This is a genomic window from Pseudomonas sp. UC 17F4 (assembly GCF_900101695.1).
Taxonomy (GTDB): domain Bacteria; phylum Pseudomonadota; class Gammaproteobacteria; order Pseudomonadales; family Pseudomonadaceae; genus Aquipseudomonas.
This window is the reverse complement of record NZ_FNKV01000001.1, coordinates 4,013,261-4,032,677: the sequence shown is the minus strand read 5'-3', so window position 1 is coordinate 4,032,677 and position 19,417 is coordinate 4,013,261. Positions and strand designations below refer to the sequence as shown.

Sequence of the window (19,417 nt, the reverse complement as noted above, 5' to 3'; positions counted from 1 at the left end):
AAGGATGAGCCGAGGTTAGGTTGCCGCTGTCAGGCTGTCAACGAAAAAACATACAAGCGTTTGAAAAGAGCGTTTGAACTGCATTGCCGAAGATTTCCTGCGCTGGCAGGGGCAGGGCGGCCTCGGTATGCTTGACTATCGGTTCGCGCCGCACGGGCGCAGGCATGTTAAGGAGTTACTGTGGAGTTTCTTGCAGAGTACGCAAGCTTTCTCGCCAAGACCGCGACCCTGGTGATCGCGATTCTGATTGTCCTCTCGGCAATTGCCGGTCTGCGCGGCAAGGGCCGGCGCAAGGGCGGCGGCCAGTTGCAGGTCAATAAGCTCAATGAGTTCTATAAAGACTTGCGCGAGCGCCTGGAAAGCAGCTTGCTGGACAAGGCCCAGTTAAAAGCCTTGCGCAAGCAGCAGGCCAAGGCCGAAAAACAACTGAAGAAAAAGCCCGAAGAAAAAAGCCGGGTGTTCGTCCTCGACTTCGACGGCGACATCAAGGCCTCGGCCACCGAGAGCCTGCGCCATGAAATCAGCGCGGTGCTGAGCCTGGCCACGGCCCAGGACGAGGTGGTGCTGCGCCTTGAAAGCGGCGGTGGGATGGTCCATAGCTATGGCCTGGCGGCCTCGCAACTGGCGCGTATTCGCCAGGCTGGCGTGCCATTGACCGTGTGCATCGACAAGGTCGCCGCCAGCGGTGGCTACATGATGGCCTGCATCGGCGACAAGATCGTCAGCGCACCCTTTGCCATCCTTGGTTCGATCGGCGTGGTGGCGCAGTTGCCCAACGTCAACCGCCTGCTGAAAAAACACGACGTCGACTTCGAAGTGTTCACCGCCGGTGAATACAAACGCACCGTGACCGTGTTCGGCGAGAATACCGAAAAAGGCCGGGAGAAGTTCCAGGAAGACCTGGACATCACCCACCAGTTGTTCAAGGACTTCGTCTCGCGCTACCGCCCGCAGTTGCACATCGATGATGTTGCCACCGGTGAGGTCTGGCTCGGCGTTGCCGCGCTGAACAAGCAACTGGTCGACCAGTTGATGACCAGCGACGAGTACCTGAGCCAGCGCGCCCGCGAGGCCAACCTGTATCATCTGCACTTTGCCGAGCGCAAAAGCCTGCAGGAACGTGTGGGCCTGGCAGCCAGCGGTTCGCTCGAACACCTGGCGGTCAAGCTCTGGAGCCGTCTCAGTGGCCGGCTGTGGTAACCGGCTAGCCCTGCAACGCCCAAGCATTAATTAGCACCCTGGCGGTGCTTGCGGCAGGTCTCCTAGGCATTCAAGCCAACAGGAGACTTGCCATGACCACCCCCTCTTCACTATCCGTTCCCGGCCTGCATGGCCCGTTCATTTCGCAACGCCTGCCGGCCTGGCTTCGCCATGCCCGGCCCGAAGACTTCGAGCGCATGGGCGCGCAGTTGCTGGCGCAGCAGCATGGCCGCGAGCAGCAAGACTGGTTTGCGACTGCCAGCGCAGCGGAACAAACGCTACTGGTCGATTACCAGCAGCGCAGCCGCCGCTCAGGCCAGCGCCTGGCCCGTGAGCTGAAAGACCTCAAAGGCATCGGCGCATTTTGCGAGCCCTTGCTCAGGACCCGGCTCAACGCCGACCTTGGGGCCGAGCCTGATGTCGACTTCGATGAGTTCGTGCGCATCGAGCGTGAATCGGTGCTGCTGGGGTCAATGCTCAGGACTGTCCCGCGCCGCCAGAGCCTGATGCAGGCGGCATTGCAGAACTTTGCCGCCGGCAGCGAGTTTGAAGCCGGCACTGCGCTGGCGCCCAAGGACGCTTTCTTTCTTGAACTGGTACCGGGGACCGAGCAGGGCTACCCGCGTTTTCGCTATCGCTACAGGCAAAAGCTCGATATCGAACCCCAGGCGTTTGCCCGCATATGCCATGACCTGGACCTGGGCGGGCAATACCAGCGGCACCTGAGCGAAGTGTTCGAGACACCGGCCAGCAGTGCCCTGCGTCGTAGCCTGGCAATCGAGCTGTACAAGGATCAGTTAAGGGTGAACCTGCAGGTCGCCTTCATGAAAAAACAGATCAGCGAGCGGGGACGTCAGGCCTTGCTCGATCTGTTGAGTGGCGTACGGGCGCCGCGCTGGAATGGCAAGCCCGTGCGTTGCAGCCAACTGAGCATGTTCGAAGCGCCGCTGTCCGATGTGCTGGTGATCGGGCCTGAACGCAACGACAATCGCGTCGAGCCGGTCATCCTCTACCTGCCCGGGGCGCCGGGCGCGGCGCTCAAGGAGTACCCCTCGGTCAAGGCTGCCAGCGACGACCTGAAGGCCCTGCTGCGCAAACCCGCGTACCAGTCACTGTTGCGCGGCTACGTTGCCCACCAATCGCAGCAGCATGTACTGAAACGGCTGGAGGAGGCGCTGTATCACTTGGTCAATGATGGCGATGGCCTGCACTGGCGGCGGCCGAACCCGGACGCCAACCTGCATGTGCGCGAGAGCTTCATCGACCAGGAACTGTTTGGCTACCTGCAGGACCGTCACCTGCAGAAGATCAAGGATGAGGCGCGGGCCCTGGCCGTGCCCAGCGCCGACGCCGATGACCAGGCCTGGCGCGAGCGCCTGGCTTACTGGGAGTCGATCGGTTTCAACCTGCTCAATGCCGCAGCGTTTTTTGTCCCCTCGCTCGGGGCGGTGATGGCCGCCGTGGCGGCGGCGCAACTGATCGGCGAGGTGGTCGAAGGTGCCCATGCCTGGGAGGCTGGCGAGCTGGCCGATGCCTGGACGCACTTTAAATCGGTCGGCCTCAATGTGGCTTTCATCGCCGGGCTGGGCCTTGCCGGCAGGGCCCTCGAGCCGGTTGCGGCCAGCGAAGCGATCAATGGCCTGGTCAAGGTCAGGCTGCCCGATGGTCAATTGCGCTTGTGGCAGCCTGCGCTGGGTGACTACACCCAGGACATCGACCTGCAAGGGATCGAGCCCGACAGCAACGGTCACTACCTGGTCGAGGGCAAGCGCTACATCCGCCTGGGCGACGACACTTTCGCCGTGGCCACAACCGAAACCGGGCAGTGGAGCATCCTCCACCCGGCAGACCCATCGGCTTACCGGCCTGTGCTTGAACACAATGGCCAGGGCAACTGGCGGGTGATCGGCGAGCAGCCACTGGGCTGGAGCCGCTTGCAGTTGTTGCAGCGACTGGGGCATGCCGCTGAGGGGCTCAGCGACGCCGAGCGGCTGCAGGCGGCCGATATCAGCGGGGTCAGCGATGATGTTTTGCGCGCCATTTACGCCACGCAGCAACCACTGCCACCGGTGCTGGCCGATACCTTGCAGCGTTTACGCCTGGACCGCCAGCTCGAAACCTGGATCGGCAACCTGCGCAGCGGCTCGCCGGGCGGCGTGGGCCGGGACTTTGCCGTGGTACTGGCCACCGAACTGCCCAACTGGCTGAACCTGCCGATCGAAGTGTTTCGCGGCCCCGAGTTATGGGGCGACTCAACGGTGTACGGCCTGGCCCGCTGGCCTGATAGGGCAACGTTCAAGGTGTTGATGAGTGAGCTCTACGCCAACCAGTTGCCCGAAGCCATACTGCAGCGCTTCGATGAACAGGCGATCAAGCGTCTGCTGGGTGCCCATGTGCAACCTGCTGATCGCCTTCAGGCACTGCGTAACGCATTGGCAGCGCGGGCGCAGCTCAGGCGTGCGGCGATATTCGAAAGCATCTATGCGACGCCTGCCCTGCAGGCGCAAGCAGAGGTGCGTCTGTTGCAACGGGACTTCCCCTTGCTGCCCCTGCAGGCCGCTGAAGAACTGCTCAACCATGCCACCCCGGGCGAACTGGGCACGCTGCAGCAAGCCGCTGCCCGGGTGCCCCTGCGCCTGGCCGAGGAAGCCCGGCTGTACCAGCGCCAGGTGCGCTTGAACCGGGCGTTCGAAGGGATCTACCAACCGCGTTTGGCCAGCCTGGACAGTGACCTGCTGATGCTGCGGCTGCTCGATCAACTGCCGGGCTGGACTGCCCGGGTTCACCTGCAAGTGCGTGTCGAAACGTTCGATGGCGAGCTACTGGCGTCGGTTGGCGAGCCGAGCGGCGAACTCAAGACCCTGCTGCGCAAAGACCAGCATTACAGCGCCTTCGATGCGCACGGCAACGAACTGACGGTCAACGACGACATGGCCGGGGCGCTGCTGCGGGCACTGCCGGACAGTGAACGCCAGTCACTGGGGCTGCAGATTGGCGAGCGGGATCGCTTGCAGGCGACGCTGGCGGCGTTGGCCTCGGCCGATCGGCTTCGCGCTTCACGCTTGCTCGGCCAGCAGCCGGTACGCCCCTGGTTGCGCTCGCCGCTGAGCCTGGCCGATGGACGCCTGGGCTACCCGCTCAGTGGCCGTGGGGCGGTGGGCAGTCGATTCGACAACAGCTTGCTGAGCCAGGTCCGCAGCCTGTATCCGATTCTGGAGCCGCAAGAGGCGCAGCGTTTGCTTCAGGAACTGGGCGCGACCGAGGTTGAGCAGGCCCAGGCGCTGGAACAGCGTCGGCAAGAGTACCGGCAGTTGAGTGAAACGTTGAAGCAATGGGCCGGCCAGGAGCAGGATTTAGGGTTTGGTGCGATGGTAGCCCCGGCAAACTCGCCGGCGCTGATTCGGGTAGTTGAACAAATCAAAAAGGCCTGGCGCCGGGAAACTGCCCGTGTCCACGCCGGTGACGGACGCTTTATCGGCTACCGTCTGGACTTGAGCAACTGGCGTCTGGGCGTGCTGCAAGCATTGACGGCGGATTTCAGTCACATTGGCGACCTGGTTCTCTCGGCAATGGGCCTGCAAGCAGTGCCGGCAAGCTTTCTGCAGGTTTTCAGCAGGCTGCGCTGGCTCGACCTCAACGGCAACCGCCTGACCGGGCTTGACGAGGCAATCGGCGAGCTGCAGGGCCTGACCCGGCTACAAGTACGCCATAACAACCTGGAGATGACCGAGGCGACCCAGGCGGTGCTGGGGCGGCTCACGCAATTGAAACTGCTGTATCTGGATGACAATCCGCTGGGCCAGCCACCTGCAGTCGCAGCAATGTCGCAGTTGCTCAACCTGTCTTTGCGAAGCACCCAGATCAGCACCTGGCCTGACGGGGTGTTCGAGCTTGAGCGGCTGGTAGTGCTGGATTTGCGCCTCAACCGGATTCGCCATATACCCGAGGCGGTACTGCAGACCACGCCGCAGGTTGTGAGGGTCAATGGCATCACCAGCCTGCATGGCAATCTCCTGGATCAATTCAGCCTTGAGCGGCTCGAAACTTACCACCAGCGCACTGGCGTGAATTTCCAGGTAGTGCAGAACCTGCGCGGGCCGCACCTTGTAACACCTGAATCCCCTGTAACGCTCTGGCTGACCGGCGTCGACGCGGTCAGAGCGGAGCAAATCAAAAACGATTGGCGCGTTCTGGCTGACATGGCGGGAAGTGGCGAGTTTTTCCGTCTGCTCAACGATTTACCCGGCACCGCCGATTTTCGCCTCGATTACACCGGGTTGCGCGAGCGTGTACTGAACGTGCTCGCTGCTGCCAAAAGCGATACAAAAGTCCGCGCTTCGTTGTTCGAATTTGCCAATGGCTTGGATACCTGCGGCGACGGCGTCATTCTGGTGTTCAGCCAGTTTGAGGTGCTGGTGCTGGTGCAACAAGCCAAGCAAGCCGGGACAGTGGTCGGTGCCGAACACGCGCTGGTCAACCTGGCTCGTGGCACAAGCCGTCTGGATGCGGTGGAGCGGATTGCCTTGCGTGATATTGCTGTACGACGGGCGGCAGGGCTTCGGGTTGACGATGTGGAGGTGCGTTTGGCCTATCGCATTGGTCTGGCCGAACGCCTGGACCTGCCGGGGCAGCCGCAAAGCATGCTGTTCGGGCGCATAGCCAATGTGACCCAGGCGCAGCTTGACGCCGCCGAAAACGAGGTGCTTGCGGGGGAAACGCCGGAGTTCCTGAAGGCTGAGCTCTCGAGTCGAGACTTCTGGATCGAGTTTCTCAAAAATAATTACAAGTCTCGATTCGAAGAGGCCAACAAACCGATTTCTGCCCTGCAGAATCAGTTGGACCTCGACGCAGACACGATTACGTCCCAGGAATATAAGGAAAGAAGCGATGCCAACCTTGAAAAGGCAAAGGAGGTTGAGCGCGAACTGATCGAGACACTGACCGCGGATATCTGGAACAGCGTGCCGGACCAGGTTACCCATCTATAACCACTTGGCTCCCGTGCCTGGCCGGGTTCGGGAGCCGCTCTCTTACACATGCCATTACACAAGCACCGGCGTGACAGGTGCCGGCTGCGTAACACTTTGCCCTGGTGCGACTCCAGTCTCGATACATGGAATTTTTCCAAGAGTCTGCAGGAGTACGCCGCTTGAACAGTTTTTGCTCGCCATCGGCCCAAGCCGCATGTCAGCTACCGGTAGGGGCGTCCCAGCGACGTGGCCCGTTGCGTGCTGGGGAGCGTGTCCAGCTCAGTGATGAACGTGGCCATCTGAATGTCATCTGCCTGGCGCCGGGCGGGCATTTTCACACCCACAAAGGCTATCTTGCCCATGACCACATCATTGGCCGCCCGGACGGCTCTCGGGTAACTGGCAGTCAAGGCCGGCAGTACCTTGTCTTCAGGCCGCTGCTGAGCAATTTTATCCAGTCCATGCCGCGAGGTGCAGCAGTGGTCTATCCCAAGGATGCCGGCCAGATCGTGACCATGGCCGACATCTTTCCCGGGGCGCGGGTGGTCGAGGCTGGCGTTGGCTCCGGGGCACTGTCCATTGCGTTGTTGCGTGCTGTAGGTGACCACGGTTACCTGCACTCGATCGAACGCCGCGAGGAATTCGCCGATATCGCTCGTGGCAACGTCCAGAGCCTGTTCGGGCAGGCGCATCCGGCCTGGCGGGTAACGTTGGGAGATTTGCAGGAGCAGGTACTCAAGCACGAAGCTCCGGGTAGCATCGACCGTGTGGTGCTCGACATGCTGGCGCCGTGGGAATGCCTGGAGGCAATCGCCGAGGTGCTCGTCCCGGGCGGCGTCTGGATTAGTTATGTTGCCACCGTCACCCAGCTGTCACGTACGGCGCAGGCGATTTGCGCCGATAGGCGCTTCACCGAGCCACAGGCCTGGGAATCGATGGTTCGTGGCTGGCACCTTGAGGGGTTGGCGGTGCGTCCTGAACACCGCATGGTCGCGCACACCGGCTTCTTGCTGCTGACCCGGCGCTTTGCCGACGGGGCAGGGCCATTGGTGTCGGTGGGGCAGAAGAAAGCTTTTGCCGATGAAGACCTTCAAGCCTGGAACGCCATCGAGACGACCAGGCGCCCCACCTCAGGCCGCAAGCTGCGCCGGGCTGCGAGGGCTGCGGCAGAGGGTACGGGGTTAATGCAGGATGAGCAACGATCTGGAGATTGATCGCCGGGCGACTCGGGTCGCCCGGCAATGCATTCAGCGACGACGGAACAGCGGTTGCGGTTCGTCAGTGGCGGCCTGGTAGGTCACCGAGAAGTCCTGCAGGCTCTTCAGCGCTTCGACCGGGTCCTTGTCGGCACGCAGGGCAAAAGCATCGAAGCCGCAACGCTTCATGTAGAACAACTGGTCGCGCAGCACGTCGCCAATGGCGCGCAGCTCGCCAGTGAACTTGTAGCGGTCACGCAGCAGGCGCGCGTTGGAGTAGTTGCGCCCGTCGGTGAAGGCCGGGAAGTTCAGGGCAATGACCTGGAACTGGTTGGCCACTTCGCCGATTTCTTCGGCTTCTTCGTCGGCGTCCAGCCAGACGCCCAGGCCGCCGTCGCGGGCCTTGAGCATATGGCCGTGTTCACGCCACAGCTGCAGCGGCACGATGTAGTCGTCGCAGTTGGTCACTTCGTCGATGTTGAAATCCTTGGGCAGCAGGTGCCAGGTTTCGTCGACGATCTGGTTGTTCTTAATGATTCGCTGCATAGACGCGTTCCTTGAATGGGTCGATGCCAATACGTTGGTAGGTGTCGATGAAGCGCTCGTCTTCGGTACGTTTTTCAACGTAGACGTCGATCAGCTTCTCGATCACATCCGGCATGTCGTCCTGGGCAAAGGAAGGGCCGAGGATCTTGCCCAGGCTGGCGTCGCGGCTGGCGCTGCCCCCCAGGGAGACCTGGTAGAACTCTTCGCCTTTCTTGTCCACCCCGAGGATGCCGATATGGCCGACGTGGTGGTGACCGCAGGCGTTCATGCAACCGGAGATGTTCAGGTCCAGCTCGCCGATGTCAAACAGGTAGTCGAGGTCGTCGAAACGACGCTGGATGGACTCGGCGATCGGGATCGACTTGGCGTTGGCCAGCGAGCAGAAGTCACCGCCCGGGCAGCAGATGATGTCGGTCAGCAGGCCGATGTTCGGCGTGGCCAAGCCGTTTTCGCGCAGCTCCAGCCACAGGGCATGCAACTGGCTCTGCTCGACGTCGGCAAGAATGATGTTCTGCTCGTGGGAGGTGCGCAGCTGGCCGAAGCTGTAGCGCTCGGCCAGGTCGGCCACGCTATCCAGTTGCTTGTCGGTGAGGTCGCCGGGGGCGACGCCGGTAGGCTTGAGCGACAGGGTCACGGCGACGTAGCCAGGGCGCTTGTGCGCCAGCACGTTGCGCGCGCGCCAGCGGGCAAAGCCCGGGTGCTGCTGTTCGAGCTCACTGAAGTCGAGGTTGTCCAGCGCCTTGTAGTCCGGGTCGACGAAGTGCTTGGCCACGCGGTGCACTTCGGCTTCGGTCAGGGTGGTGCTGCCGCCGCGCAGGTGGGCCATTTCGGCCTCGACCTTCTCGGCGAACACTTCAGGGGTGAGCGCCTTGACCAGGATCTTGATCCGCGCCTTGTACTTGTTGTCGCGACGGCCGTAGCGGTTGTACACCCGCAGGATCGCGTCCAGGTAACTGAGCAGGTCCTGCCAGGGCAGGAACTCGTTGATGAAGGCGCCGACCACCGGGGTACGGCCCAGACCACCACCGACCAGTACGCGAAAGCCCAGCTCGCCGGCTGCGTTGTACACAGGCTCCAGGCCGATATCGTGCACTTCGATGGCCGCGCGGTCGCTGCTCGAGCCGTTGATGGCGATCTTGAACTTGCGCGGCAGGTAGGCGAATTCTGGGTGGAAGGTGGTCCACTGGCGGACGATCTCGCACCAGGGGCGCGGGTCGATCACTTCATCGGCAGCGACACCGGCGAACTGGTCGGTGGTGACGTTGCGCAGGCAGTTGCCGCTGGTCTGGATCGCGTGCATCTGCACGGTGGCAAGCTCGGCCAGAATCTCGGGGATGTCTTCCAGGGCGGGCCAGTTGTACTGCACGTTCTGCCGGGTGCTGATGTGGGCGTAGCCCTTGTCGTAGTCGCGCGCGATCTTCGCCAGCATCCGTGTCTGGCGCGAGGTCAGCTGGCCATAAGGCACGGCGACCCGCAACATCGGGGCAAAACGTTGGATATAGAGGCCATTTTGCAGGCGCAGGGGGCGGAACTCTTCTTCGCTCAGTTCACCGGCCAGGTAGCGGCTGGTCTGATCCCGGAACTGCTTGACGCGGTCCTCGATGATCCGCTGATCGTACTCGTCGTATACGTACATAGGGGTCCTGTTCTCAAGCTGCTTGCAGCTAATCGCGCGCACGGCCGCGCACTCCGGTGCGGAGCCGAGGAAAGATAGCAGTTTGCGTTTATGCGCAAAAGTGAAGTTTTTGCATATGAAAAGAACCATTTGGACTAAGTGAGACTGACTGGCATTTGTCCAATGTGCCACTACGGGCGGTTATAATTGCCGGTTTGAATAGCGGGAGCGTCAACGCATGCTCAAGGCCTTGTGCCAAAGCCTTTGCCTGAGCCTGCCACTGGTGGCCGGTGCGCAGGCGGCTTCAGTGGTGTTTCTCAATCCGGGCTATTCCAACGAGACTTTCTGGGTCAGTTATTCGCGTTTCATGCAGGCTGCCGCCGACGATCTGGGCCTGCAGTTGCGTATCCAGTACAGCGAGCGCCGGCCGGAGCTGGCGCTGACCCAGGCCCGTGAAGTGCTCGAAGGCCGTCAGCGCCCCGATTACCTGGTGCTGGTGAACGAGCAGTACATTGCTCCGGAGATCATCCGCCTGTCCCGCGACAGCGGGGTAAAGCTGTTCCTGGTCAATAACGGCCTGACACCGAATCAGGTCGAGCTGATTGCCAGCCACCCGGACAAATACCCGCCCTTGCTCGCCACCCTGGTCGGCAATGACGAGCAGGCCGGCTACCAGATGCTCAAAACCCTGATTGCCCTGCGTGCCCGCCCGGGGGTGACCCGGCCGTTGGAGCTGCTGGCGTTTTCCGGGCTCAAGACCACCCCGGCCTCGCAGTTGCGCGAGCAGGGCATGCGCCGCGCCCTGGCCGAGCACCCCGAGGTGCGCCTGCGCCAGGTGGTGTATGGCGGCTGGGGCCGCGAGCGTGCCTACGAACAGGCCCGCCAGCTGTTACAGCGCTACCCGAAGGTCGAGCTGGTGTGGTCGGCCAACGACGAAATGGCCTTTGGCGCCATGCAGGCGCTGGAGGAAGCTGGGCGCGTGCCGGGCAAGGATGTGCTGCTGAGCGCCGTCAACAGCTCGCCGGCGGCGTTGCAGGCGCGCATCGACGGGCGCCTGAGCGTGCTCATGGGCGGACACTTTTCCCTCGGCGGCTGGGCCATGGTGTTACTGCACGATGATGCGCTGAAACTGCCAATCGACCGAGATGGCCGGCGCGATTACCAGGTGCCGGTGCTGCAGATGATCGACCCGCAACGGGCCCGGCGCTGGCTGAACCTGCAGGATCAAGCCGACTACGGCCTGGATTTCAACCGTTTCAGCGCTCAGGGCCATGCGCCGGATTACCGCTACCCGTTTCTCAACGCCCCGGTCGAATATTGAAATACCCCTGCTTGAGCAATGGCCATTGCTGAACTTAACTGCTACGGGTGACATGCATTCCCATAAACACTACAAGAGGCGATGCAATGGGAAATTCGACCAAAGCGGGTAAGCCTGACAGCAGTGTCGATGCCTGGGCGATACTCTGTCTGATCATCCTCGTGGTAGTGACCGCCGTGTACTGGGTCAGCCACCAGTGACATCACCCGATGGGTAACAGTGAACCGCCCGCAGAATGGACATCTGCGGGCGGACTGCTTTTCAGCGGGCGGTCAGGTGCATGGCCAGTTGCACCAGCCCGATCAATACCAGAATGAACAGCAAGGTGAACACGGTGCCCAGCGCGATGAAGTGGCTGGCCTTGCCGTGGTTGAAGTCGCGGGCGCGGTTCTTGCCGCTTTGCACCCCGAAGGCCGCTGCCAGGATGCTTTGCAGCATCTGCCAGAAGGTCGGGGGTTTGCCTTGGGCGGGTTCGTCCATGAGGGGCTCCTTATAAAAGCCATCCCCCTCAGTGTAGACGGTAGCTGCAAGCTATGAGCTACAAGCTACAAGAAGCTGGTGCGCCTTCTTGCAGCTTGAAGCTTGAAGCTTCAGTTGTCATAACCAAGGTTAGGCGCCAGCCAGCGCTCGCTCACGCTCAGCTCCTGGCCTTTGCGCGCGGTGTAGCTCTGCACCTGGTCCTTGTCGACCTTGCCGACGGCAAAGTACTGCGCCTGCGGGTGGGCGAAATACCAGCCGCTGACCGCCGCCGCCGGGAACATGGCGAAGTGCTCGGTGAGGAACACGCCGCTGGGCCCGGTTTCGCCGATGGCGGTGCCGTCGAGCAGGCGGAACAGGGTTTCCTTCTCGGTGTGGTCCGGGCAGGCCGGGTAGCCCGGGGCAGGGCGGATACCCGAGTACTGCTCCTTGATCAGCGCCTCGTTGTCCAGGTGCTCGTCCTTGGCGTAACCCCAGTAGTCTTTGCGCACCTGTTCGTGCAGCCACTCGGCGCAGGCCTCGGCCAGGCGGTCGGCGAGGGCCTTGACCATGATCGAGTTGTAGTCGTCGCCCTTGTCCTGGTACGCCTTGGCCACTTCCTCGGCGCCGATGCCGGCGGTGGTGATGAAACCGCCGACGTAATCGGTGATGCCGGTGTCTTTAGGTGCGACGAAGTCGGCCAGGGAGAAGTTCGGCTTGTTGTCCGGCTTGATGGTCTGCTGGCGCAGGTGGTGCAGGTGCGCCAGTGGCTGACCATCGGCGCCATAGACTTCGATGTCGTCATGGTTGACCTGGTTGGCCGGCCAGAAACCGAACACCGCGCGGGCGCTGATCAGCTTTTCGTCGATCAGCTTGGCGAGCATTTCCTGGGCATCCTTGAACAGCGCGGTCGCGGCTTCGCCGACCACTTCGTCAGTGAGGATGCGCGGGTACTTGCCGGCCAGGTCCCAGGAGATGAAGAACGGCGTCCAGTCGATGTACTCGGCCAGTACCTTGAGGTCGATGTTCTCCAGTACCTTGACGCCGGTGAAGCTCGGCACCACCGGCTGGTAACCGGCCCAGTCATACTTGGGCTTGGCGGCGATCGACTGCTCGTAGCTCAGGCGCTCGGTGCGGGCGCTGCGGTTGGCGGTGCGCTCGCGCACCTCGATGTAGTCCATGCGGGTCTTCTCGACAAAGCCGGGCTTGAGTTCCTTGGACAGCAACTGGGTGGCGACACCCACCGCACGTGAGGCGTCGGTGACGTAGATCACCGCGTCGTTGCTGTACTTGGGCTCGATCTTCACCGCCGTGTGGGCCTTCGAGGTGGTCGCGCCGCCGATCATCAGCGGCAGGTGGAAGTCCTGGCGCTGCATTTCGCGGGCAACATGGACCATCTCGTCCAGCGACGGGGTGATCAAGCCGGACAGGCCGATGATGTCGCATTTTTGCTCGCGGGCGGTCTGCAGGATCTTCTCGGCCGGGACCATGACGCCGAGGTCGACGATGTCATAGCCGTTGCAACCGAGCACCACGCCGACGATGTTCTTGCCGATGTCGTGCACGTCGCCCTTGACCGTGGCCATGAGAATCTTGCCCTTGGCTTCGGGCTTGTCGCCTTTTTCCAGTTCAATGAAGGGAATCAGGTGCGCTACCGCCTGCTTCATCACCCGCGCCGACTTGACCACCTGGGGCAGGAACATCTTGCCGGCGCCAAACAGGTCGCCGACCACGTTCATGCCGCTCATCAGCGGGCCTTCGATCACCTCGATCGGGCGCGCGCATTGCTGGCGGCACTCTTCGGTGTCTTCCACGATAAAGGCGGTGATGCCCTTGACCAGCGCATGTTCCAGGCGCTTGCCAACCGGCAGCGAGCGCCATTCCTCGTTCTCGACTTCCTTGACCGCGCCACCGCCCTTGTAGTCGTCGGCGATCGCCAGCAGGGCGTCGGTGCCTTCCGGGGTGCGGTTGAGCACCACGTCCTCGACCCGCTCGCGCAGCGCCGGCGGGATCTCGTCGTAGATCTCCAGCTGGCCGGCGTTGACGATACCCATGGTCAGGCCGTTCTGGATCGCGTGGTAGAGGAACACCGAGTGGATCGCCTCGCGCACCGGGTTGTTGCCACGGAACGAGAACGACACGTTGGAAACACCGCCCGAGCTCAGGGCGTAGGGCAGGTGGTCGCGGATATAGGCGCAGGCTTCGATGAAGTCGACGGCGTAGTTGTTGTGCTCCTCGATGCCGGTGGCAACGGCGAAGATGTTCGGGTCGAAGATGATGTCTTCGGCCGGAAAGCCCACTTCGTTGACCAGGATGTCGTAGCTGCGCTGGCAGATCTCGCGCTTGCGTGCGGCGGTGTCGGCCTGGCCGACCTCGTCGAAGGCCATCACCACCACGGCGGCGCCGTAGCGCTTGCACAGCTTGGCGTGATGCTTGAAGGCCTCGACGCCTTCCTTCATCGAGATCGAGTTGACGATGCCCTTGCCCTGGATGCACTTGAGGCCGGCTTCGATCACTTCCCACTTGGAGGAGTCGATCATGATCGGTACGCGGGAGATGTCCGGTTCACCGGCGATCAGGTTGAGGAACTTGACCATGGCCGCCTGGGAATCGAGCATCCCTTCGTCCATGTTGATGTCGATCACCTGGGCGCCGGCCTCGACCTGCTGCAGGGCGACTTCCAGCGCTTCGGTGTAGTTCTCTTCGCGGATCAAGCGGGCGAACTTGGCAGAACCGGTGATGTTGGTGCGCTCACCGACGTTGACGAACAACGAGTTGCGGTCGATGGTGAACGGCTCAAGGCCCGACAGCCGGCAGGCCTTGGGGATGTCGGGAATGGCCCGTGGCGGGTACTTGGCGACCGCTTCGGCAATCGCCTGGATATGCCCCGGGGTGGTACCGCAGCAGCCGCCGATGATGTTCAAGAAGCCGCTGGCGGCGAACTCTTCGACCACCACGGCCATTTCGGCCGGGGTTTCGTCGTACTCACCGAAGGCGTTCGGCAGGCCGGCGTTGGGGTGCGCCGAGACATGGGTGCCGGCTTTGCTCGACAGCTCTTCGAGGTAGGGGCGCAGGTCCTTGGCACCGAGGGCGCAGTTCAGGCCCACCGAGATCGGGTTGGCATGGCGCACCGAGTTCCAGAACGCTTCGGTGGTCTGCCCCGACAGGGTGCGGCCGGAAGCATCGGTGATGGTCCCGGAGATCATGATCGGCAATTGGACGCGGTCTTCCTCGAACACCTGCTGCACGGCGAAGATCGCCGCCTTGGCGTTGAGGGTGTCGAAGATGGTCTCGATCAGGATCAGGTCGGCGCCGCCAGCGATCAGGCCGCGGGTCGCCTCAAGGTAGTTTTCTACCAGCAGGTCAAAGGTGACGTTGCGATAGCCCGGGTCGTTGACGTCCGGGGAAATCGAGCAGGTGCGGCTGGTGGGGCCGAGCACGCCGGCAACGAAGCGCGGTTTGTCCGGGGTTTCGAGGGTCTTGGCGTCGGCGACCTGACGGGCGATGCGTGCGCCTTCGAGGTTAAGCTCATAGGCCAGCGACTCCATGCCGTAGTCGGCCTGGGAAATCTGCGTGGCGTTGAAGGTATTGGTTTCGAGAATGTCGGCGCCGGCGTCCAGGTAGGCCTTCTCGATGGCGGCGATGACGTCGGGGCGCGACAGCAGCAACAGGTCGTTGTTGCCTTTGACATCGCTTGGCCAATCGGCGAAGCGCGTGCCACGATAGTCGTGTTCCTCGAGGCGGTAGCTTTGGATCATAGTACCCATGCCGCCATCGAGAATCAGGATGCGCTCTTTGAGTGCTTGCTGAAGTGCTTGGAAACGAGCGCTGCGGTCAGACATAGGACTACCTGGTCGGGCAAAAACAAAAGTTGCGGAATAATAACAAAGCTGCGCGGTTTTTAGACGTGTTGAAGATTTACATGAATTTCATTCATGTTGGCACGCCGCCAGCACCGGTAGAATCGTGAAGCTATCAATACCCAGGACATTCGGCACATGGTGCATCGCTTTCTTGCCGGCGCTTTCGCTCTGTTCATCAGCGGCGTGGCGTTGGGGCAAGCCCCTCAATCAAGCTCGGCTATTTCGTATACCCGGGACATCCAACCGATCTTCACCGAGAAATGCGTGGCCTGCCACGCCTGCAACGACGCGGCCTGCCAGCTCAACCTGGGCAGTGCCGAGGGCGCCTCGCGCGGTGCCTCCAAGGTGCCGGTGTACCAGGGCGAGCGCAGCAAGGCGGTCGCGCCGACGCGCTTGTTCTACGATGCCACCAGCACCGAAGGCTGGCAGCGCAAGGGCTTTTACTCGGTGCTCGACAACCAGGGCAGCCAGGCCGCGCTGATGGCGCGCATGCTCGAGCTTGGGCACAAGACCCCGCTGACGCCCAACGCCAAGTTGCCCGAGGAGATTGTCCTGGGCCTGAACCGCAACAACATGTGCCCATTGCCCGGGGAGTTCGACGCCTATGCCGGCGCGCACCCGAAAGAGGGCATGCCGCTGGCAGTTACCGGCCTCACCGATGCCCAGTACCAGACCCTGCAGCGCTGGCTGGCGGCCGGTGCGCCGGTGGAGCACGAGCCGATCCAGCCGAGCGCCAGGGAGGCCGCGCAAATTGCCGACTGGGAAGCGTTGCTCAACCGCCCCGGTTCGACCGAAGCGCTGGTCGGGCGCTGGCTGTACGAGCACCTGTTCCTTGCCCACATCCACTTTGTTGGCGGCGAGCAGGGGCATTTCTTCCAGTGGGTACGTTCGCGTACCCCAAGCGGCCAGCCGATCGACCTGATCGCCACGCGCCGGCCCAACGACCCGCCGGGCACCGACTTCTATTACCGGCTGATGCCGGTGCAGGGCGTGATCGTGCATAAAACCCACATCACCTACCCGATGGGCCCGCAGAAGCTCAAGCGCGTCAAGCAGCTGTTCTACAGCGGCGACTGGCACGCCAATGCGCTGCCTGGCTACGGCCCGCGTCACCGCGCCAACCCGTTCGAGACCTTCGAAGCGATCCCGGCGGTGGCCCGTTACCAGTTCATGCTGGATAACGCCGAATACTTCGTGCGCACCTTCATCCGCGGCCCGGTGTGCCGAGGCCAGATTGCCACCGACGTGATCCGCGATAATTTCTGGACGCTGTTCCAGGAGCCGGCCCACGACCGTTACCTGACCGATGCCGAGTACCGCGGCCAGGCCACGCCGCTGCTGGCGATGCCCGGGCAGATCGACGACGTCGGCAGCATCCTGACCCTCTGGCATGCCTACCGCGACAAGCGCAACGAGTACGAAAAGCTGCGCCGCGAGGCCTATGCCGAAGTGCCGCCGCCGAGCTGGTCGACCCTCTGGGCCGGCAACGACAACGCGCTGCTGACCATCTTCCGTCACTTTGACAGCGCCTCGGTGAGCAAGGGCCTGATCGGTGACGTGCCAAAAACCATCTGGCTGTTCGATTACCCGCTGTTCGAACGCACCTACTACCAGCTGGCGGTCAACTTCGATGTCTATGGCAACGTCTCGCACCAGGCGCAGACGCGGCTGTACTTCGACCTGATCCGCAATGGCGCTGAGGTCAACTTCCTGCGCCTGATGCCGGCCGATGCCCGTGGCGCGATCCTCAGCGACTGGTACCAGAACGGCGGCAAGGTGAAGATGTGGATGGACTATGAGGACATCGACACCGACACCCCGAGCGCACTGAAACTCGACAAGCGCGACCCCAAGCGTGACTTCGGTCTCAAGCTGATCCAGCGCACCGGCAGCCTCAACGCCGCGCCCGACCCGATCAACCGCTGCCAGGGCGCCTATTGCTCGCGGCCGCAAATGAGCGAGGAGTTCCGTGATGTCGAGCAGTCGCTGAGCCGCCTGGTCTCGCGCCCGGCGGCGGGCCTTAAGGTGATCAATCAGTTGCCTGAAGCGACCATGCTGCGCATCGAAGGGCAGGGCGGCCAGCGCCAGGTCTACAGCCTGTTGCGCAACCGCGCGCACAGCAACGTCGCCTTCATGCTCGGCGAGGCCTACCGCTACCAGCCGGGCCTGGACACCCTGACCCTGGTGCCGGGCGTGCTCAGCAGCTACCCCAACTTCATGTTCAACGTTCCGGCCAGCGATGTGCCGGAGTTCGTCGAAGACCTGGAAGCGGCTCGCGACGACACCGCCAGGTTCGAGCGCATCGTCATGCGCTGGGGTGTGCGCCGCAGCCATCCGCAGTTCTGGCAGTACTTCCACGACCTCGACAGCTACATCAAGGAGACCGACGCGGTGGAGTCGGGGGTGCTCGACATGAACCGCTACGAGAACCTGTAAGCATGACCGCCGGGAAGGTCGCCTGACCTTTCCCGGCAACCTGTGGTCCGAGCTCTCATGCGGCCCCGGTTCCGGCCGGGGCTTGAGTGGGACTTGAGACGCAGGTAACCGGATGCTGTATTCGCTTCAGGCTTTAAGGGCGCTTGCCGCCTGGGTGGTGGTTTGCCATCACTTCATGCAGATTTTCTTCGACTTCCATGCCAGTGGCCCGATTGGACAGTTCTTGACTGACCGCGGCGCCGTGGGCGTGGATGTGTTCTTCGTCATCAGCGGTCTGGTGATCTACCTCTCGACCCGCGACAAGGCCATGCCGGCCCGTCGCTTTCTGCTCAACCGGGCGCTGCGCATCGTGCCGGCCTACTGGTTCTACACCGCACTGATGGCCTTGCTGCTGGTCGCCGCCAGCCAGTGGATGCCGCACCAGGCCATCGACCTTGAGCATTTTCTCTTGTCGTTGCTGTTCATTCCGGCCGAGAACCCCGGCGGTTACGGCCAGTACCCGACCCTCAATGTCGGCTGGACCCTGAACTACGAGATGTTCTTCTACCTGCTGTTCTCGCTGGTGTTCGTGGTCCGCCAGCAACACCGGCTATTGCTGGTGGCGTTAGCATTGCTGCTGGTCAGCGAGGTGCTGACCCGCGCCGGGCTGCTCAATCACTTCTACCGTAACAATATCGTCTATGAATTTTTGCTCGGTATCGGCATCGGCGTGCTCTACCGGCGCGGCTGGATCGCCCAGGGCCTGTGGCTGCCGCTGGCGATCCTGGCGGCGGCGGGGCTGGCGATCTATCACCTGGATGCCTCGATGCGCTTGCTGCACTGGGGCGTGCCGAGCGCGTTGATTGTTTTCGCCTGCATTGCCCTGGAGCCGTACTTCAAGGGCAACCGCCTGCTCAAGGCGCTGGGCGATTGCTCGTACTCGGTGTACCTGATCCACGTGCTGGTGCTGTATGCCGGCTGGTTTGCAAGCGAGCGCCTGAACCTAAGCCCGTATGCGGTATTTGCCCTGTGCGTACCGTTGATCGCCGGGCTGTCGTGGGCCAGTTACCTGCTGCTGGAAAAGCGTTTGTACCGGCGCATGAGCGCCTGGTTCGAGGCCCGGCGCGGCACGCCAGTGGCGGTAACCCTTTCCTGACAGAATTACTAGGACTTTGTTCGGCGGCCAGGTTGGCGTAAACTGCCGGCAAGTCTGTGAGGAACTTCCATGAGCGCCATAACTATTACCGACGCCGCGCATGATTACCTGGCCGATCTGCTGGAAAAGCAGAACACCCCGGGTATTGGCATTCGCATTTTCATTACCCAACCGGGCACCACCTACGCTGAAACCTGCATTGCCTACTGCAAGCCGGGCGAGGAGAAGCCGGAAGACGAGGCGGTAGGTCTGAAGACCTTCACTGCCTACCTTGACGCGGTCAGCATTCCGTTTCTTGAGGATGCCGTGGTCGACTACGCTACCGACCGCATGGGCGGCCAGCTGACCATCAAGGCGCCGAACGCCAAGGTGCCGATGGTCAACGAAGACAGCCCGGTCAACGAGCGCATCAACTACTACCTGCAGACCGAGATCAACCCGGGGCTGGCCAGCCACGGCGGCCAGGTCAGCCTGATCGAAGTGGTCGAGGACGGCATCGCCGTGCTGCAGTTCGGTGGTGGTTGCCAGGGCTGCGGCCAGGCCGACGTGACCTTGAAGGAAGGCATCGAGCGGACCTTGCTCGAGCGCATTCCCGAGCTCAAGGGTGTGCGTGATGTGACTGACCACAGTCAGAAAGAAAACGCTTACTACTAAAGTCTGATCACGGGTCAAGCACGCT

The 19,417-nt window shown here is 62.4% G+C and carries 11 protein-coding genes; 7 read left to right on the top strand and 4 right to left on the bottom strand.

Annotated features, from left to right (window positions below):
• The first annotated feature begins 180 nt into the window (after nt 1–180).
• The 3 genes from sohB (at nt 181) to BLR26_RS18235 (ending at nt 7,384) form a co-directional block, all read left to right on the top strand.
• On the top strand, nt 181–1,200 hold the full coding sequence (sohB, locus tag BLR26_RS18245; protein WP_093383647.1) for a protease SohB: 1,020 nt from the start codon (nt 181–183) through the stop codon (nt 1,198–1,200).
• 92 nt (nt 1,201–1,292) lie between these two features.
• Nucleotides 1,293–6,188, top strand: coding sequence for an NEL-type E3 ubiquitin ligase domain-containing protein (locus BLR26_RS18240; protein ID WP_093383643.1), 4,896 nt, complete (start codon nt 1,293–1,295; stop codon nt 6,186–6,188).
• Between the two features lie 125 nt (nt 6,189–6,313).
• Complete coding sequence (locus BLR26_RS18235) at nt 6,314–7,384, top strand: tRNA (adenine-N1)-methyltransferase (RefSeq protein ID WP_093383638.1); 1,071 nt, start codon at nt 6,314–6,316, stop codon at nt 7,382–7,384.
• A 33-nt stretch (nt 7,385–7,417) separates the two neighbouring features.
• Here the strand turns inward: BLR26_RS18235 and BLR26_RS18230 are convergent, their stop codons facing one another.
• Both BLR26_RS18230 and BLR26_RS18225 read right to left on the bottom strand, forming a co-directional pair.
• The gene (locus BLR26_RS18230) at nt 7,418–7,912 is read right to left on the bottom strand and encodes a DUF934 domain-containing protein (RefSeq protein WP_045198582.1); all 495 of its coding nucleotides are present in this window, start codon (nt 7,910–7,912) and stop codon (nt 7,418–7,420) included.
• Nucleotides 7,896–9,548, bottom strand: coding sequence for a nitrite/sulfite reductase (locus BLR26_RS18225; RefSeq protein WP_093383634.1), 1,653 nt, complete (start codon nt 9,546–9,548; stop codon nt 7,896–7,898). The genes BLR26_RS18230 and BLR26_RS18225 overlap by 17 nt, the downstream gene beginning before the upstream one ends.
• Nucleotides 9,549–9,765: 217 nt before the next feature.
• On the opposite strand from BLR26_RS18225, the gene BLR26_RS18220 reads away from it, so the two are divergent.
• Complete coding sequence (locus tag BLR26_RS18220) at nt 9,766–10,848, top strand: ABC transporter substrate-binding protein (RefSeq protein ID WP_045198586.1); 1,083 nt, start codon at nt 9,766–9,768, stop codon at nt 10,846–10,848.
• A 261-nt stretch (nt 10,849–11,109) separates the two neighbouring features.
• Here BLR26_RS18220 and BLR26_RS18215 read toward each other — a convergent pair whose 3' ends face one another.
• Both BLR26_RS18215 and metH read right to left on the bottom strand, forming a co-directional pair.
• The gene (locus tag BLR26_RS18215; RefSeq protein WP_010223692.1) at nt 11,110–11,328 is read right to left on the bottom strand and encodes a DUF2970 domain-containing protein; all 219 of its coding nucleotides are present in this window, start codon (nt 11,326–11,328) and stop codon (nt 11,110–11,112) included.
• Nucleotides 11,329–11,438: 110 nt separating this feature from the next.
• Entirely contained in the window at nt 11,439–15,146 is a 3,708-nt protein-coding gene (metH, locus tag BLR26_RS18210; RefSeq protein WP_093383629.1) for a methionine synthase, read from the bottom strand.
• Between the two features lie 156 nt (nt 15,147–15,302).
• On the opposite strand from metH, the gene BLR26_RS18205 reads away from it, so the two are divergent.
• From BLR26_RS18205 to nfuA, 3 genes are all read left to right on the top strand, one after another.
• Nucleotides 15,303–17,603, top strand: coding sequence for a fatty acid cis/trans isomerase (locus BLR26_RS18205; RefSeq protein WP_093383624.1), 2,301 nt, complete (start codon nt 15,303–15,305; stop codon nt 17,601–17,603).
• Between the two features lie 112 nt (nt 17,604–17,715).
• A complete protein-coding gene (locus BLR26_RS18200; protein WP_093383619.1) occupies nt 17,716–18,738 on the top strand; it encodes an acyltransferase family protein in 1,023 nt (340 codons plus the stop codon).
• Between the two features lie 69 nt (nt 18,739–18,807).
• The gene (nfuA, locus tag BLR26_RS18195) at nt 18,808–19,392 is read left to right on the top strand and encodes a Fe-S biogenesis protein NfuA (RefSeq protein ID WP_045198594.1); all 585 of its coding nucleotides are present in this window, start codon (nt 18,808–18,810) and stop codon (nt 19,390–19,392) included.
• Nucleotides 19,393–19,417: the final 25 nt, after the last annotated feature.

Excerpts from the sequence above, each read along its gene's own strand:
- BLR26_RS18240 (WP_093383643.1), top strand. The coding sequence starts at position 1,293 with ATGACCACCCCCTCTTCACTATCCGTTCCCGGCCTGCATGGCCCGTTC.
- BLR26_RS18235 (WP_093383638.1), top strand. The coding sequence starts at position 6,314 with ATGGAATTTTTCCAAGAGTCTGCAGGAGTACGCCGCTTGAACAGTTTT.
- BLR26_RS18230 (WP_045198582.1), bottom strand. The coding sequence starts at position 7,912 with ATGCAGCGAATCATTAAGAACAACCAGATCGTCGACGAAACCTGGCAC.
- BLR26_RS18225 (WP_093383634.1), bottom strand. The coding sequence starts at position 9,548 with ATGTACGTATACGACGAGTACGATCAGCGGATCATCGAGGACCGCGTC.
- BLR26_RS18220 (WP_045198586.1), top strand. The coding sequence starts at position 9,766 with ATGCTCAAGGCCTTGTGCCAAAGCCTTTGCCTGAGCCTGCCACTGGTG.
- BLR26_RS18215 (WP_010223692.1), bottom strand. The coding sequence starts at position 11,328 with ATGGACGAACCCGCCCAAGGCAAACCCCCGACCTTCTGGCAGATGCTG.
- metH (WP_093383629.1), bottom strand. The coding sequence starts at position 15,146 with ATGTCTGACCGCAGCGCTCGTTTCCAAGCACTTCAGCAAGCACTCAAA.
- BLR26_RS18205 (WP_093383624.1), top strand. The coding sequence starts at position 15,303 with ATGGTGCATCGCTTTCTTGCCGGCGCTTTCGCTCTGTTCATCAGCGGC.
- BLR26_RS18200 (WP_093383619.1), top strand. The coding sequence starts at position 17,716 with ATGCTGTATTCGCTTCAGGCTTTAAGGGCGCTTGCCGCCTGGGTGGTG.
- nfuA (WP_045198594.1), top strand. The coding sequence starts at position 18,808 with ATGAGCGCCATAACTATTACCGACGCCGCGCATGATTACCTGGCCGAT.